The following is a 2,199-nucleotide window of genomic DNA, read 5'->3' as shown; positions in this document are numbered from 1 at the left end:
GAAGAGGTGCGCTCTCTGACGGAGCTGATCACGCCGGAGGCCGAGCACGTGCTGGATTGGTTTCACATCACCATGCGCCTGACCGTGCTCGGCCAGTATGCCCGCGGCGTCGTCCATCACGACGAGGCCGAGGGTGCCCGCCTGCTCGCCTCGCTGGACAGCATCAAGTGGCTGCTCTGGCACGGCAACCAGCACCGGGCCGGCAAAGAGATTGCATTCTTCGAGGATGACGTGGACAGCCTGGAGGTCAATTACCCGAATTTGGGCAAGTTCAAACGCGCCGCACATGAGTTCGCTGGCTATATCGCCAGCAACGCCGGCAGCCTGATCAACTATGGCGAGCGGTTCCGTTCGGGCGAGCGCATCTCCTCCAGCTTGGCCGAGAGCACAGTCAATGCCGTCATCAGCAAGCGCTTCGCCAAGCGTCAGCAGATGCAATGGACCAAGCGCGGTGCCCACCTGCTTCTGCAGGTTCGGACCCGAACGCTCGACGGCACCCTACGGCCTCTGTTCGAGCGCTGGTACCCAGGGCTCGCTAACGACAACGGAGATGGCGCAACTCACCCCGCCGCGGCCTGATCACCCCACACTTCCTGATGGTCTCCCACCTTGTGCCGATCGTCTCGGCCGGACCGCCCGAGGGGCGGCCGGCGCAGGATTCCCAGAACCGCCGCGGGCGCGCCGATTTTGCGCCGGCCCCTGATGGAGGAACAGAATCGGGCCCGGGCCGGGCGGAAAGCCATGAAAATCTCCGGCATAAAAATCAATAATTTGATCCGTATTTTTGCGCCATATGCCGTATAGCACGAGATAACCGTTTTTTTCAGGGCGCAAAAAGGATTTTTTCACTGATGTCGTGATAAGTCTGGTTGTCGATACTACGGCATTTTCGTAGGATCCCGGGCGCGGAACCGACCGTGTCGCGCGCCCTGGATGCTGACAAAGGCCGATCTGAGGCCGCTTGGCGCGGGTTTCCGTACCCTGGTTCGCTGCAAAGCGTCCCCTACATCCTGACAGAACATGCCCTGGTCGATTGCAATCGGAGCGGCTCGTGGGACCGGTCGATTCGCCCAGGAGAGGCCCCGCGTGCCCGACAACAGCGAATGCGCACTGCCAGGAGGCAGGCAGGCAGCACGGTGGCCCCTCCCTTGCGGGCAGGCGACCGGCTCCGCGTCTTGGGCACCTGAGAAAATGCCGGCAGCCCATGGACGCACGCAACGCCCACCCCACGCGGACATAAGCGACGGGACATTTACGCTTATTACACATTATTCGTTTATTTCATTTGCTGACGCGGGGTTCATGCCCTAGCTAAGAGCCAGGTCAAAAAATGAGGAGGGGTTGATGGCGAAGGCTGCGACCGATCTGACGCATCGCCTTCCGACTTCCGATGAAGTCCGGAGCGCGAATGAAGCTGCAATCGCACTTGCGCGAGCAAAATCGCGGGATGGCGCCCTCATTGTTGGCGAAGGGTCGAGCGAGCAGCTGCGCCTAGCGCCCGCGATCAGTGAATTGCTCGTGGATATCCTTGGGCATATCGCGCGGGGAGAGATGGTAACCTTTGTTCCTGTCGGGTCGATGTTGACGACCCAACAGGCGGCAGATTTGCTCAACGTCTCTAGGCCATATCTCAGCGGTTTGCTGAAGAAGGGGGAGATCCCGTTCGTTCCAATCGGCTCACACAGGCGCGTCAAGTTTGAAGATTTGATCGCCTACAAAAATCGGCGTGATAGCAACCGGGAAGCAGCGCTGGATGAATTGGCACGCTTGGGCCAAGAATTCGATGCCTCATGAAGCACATTGCGGACCGCTTCGTTGTCGTATTAGACGCAAATGTCCTGTATCCATTCAGGATGCGGGACATTCTTTTGTGCTTCTATCATGCTGGCTTGTTTCGGGGCCGCTGGAGCAAAACAATATTGGAGGAATGGACTTCCAATCTCTTGGCTGAAAAGCCAGGCTTGGAACACAGTATTTGTTCGCAGTTGCAAAAAATGAGTTTCGAGTTTCCAGAAGCGCTGGTTACCGATTACGAAAGCTTGATAGGCGGCCTCGAGCTGCCTGATCAGAATGATCGCCACGTTCTCGCGGCTGCGATCCGCTGCGGAGCACAACACATCGTCACCCAAAATCTCAACGACTTCCCGCCAGAGGCTCTGGAACAATTTTCTGTTGAAGCGATTCACCCCGATGAATTTC

The 2,199-nt window shown here is 58.2% G+C and carries 2 protein-coding genes and 1 pseudogene; all 3 read left to right on the top strand.

From position 1 onward, the window contains the following. Nucleotides 1-579, top strand: a pseudogene (locus RT91_RS22070) (ISKra4 family transposase); the annotation flags it as partial. A 765-nt stretch (nucleotides 580-1,344) separates the two neighbouring features. Next, the gene (locus tag RT91_RS19390) at nucleotides 1,345-1,794 is read left to right on the top strand and encodes a helix-turn-helix domain-containing protein (protein ID WP_035189512.1); all 450 of its coding nucleotides are present in this window, start codon (nucleotides 1,345-1,347) and stop codon (nucleotides 1,792-1,794) included. Beyond that, the coding region (locus tag RT91_RS21055) for a PIN domain-containing protein (RefSeq protein WP_082468673.1) at nucleotides 1,791-2,199 on the top strand (409 nt) is incomplete at its 3' end. The genes RT91_RS19390 and RT91_RS21055, both read left to right, overlap by 4 nt.

The organism is Acidiphilium sp. JA12-A1, assembly GCF_000724705.2.
Lineage (GTDB): Bacteria > Pseudomonadota > Alphaproteobacteria > Acetobacterales > Acetobacteraceae > Acidiphilium > Acidiphilium multivorum.
This window is presented reverse-complemented; position numbering and strand designations above follow the sequence as displayed.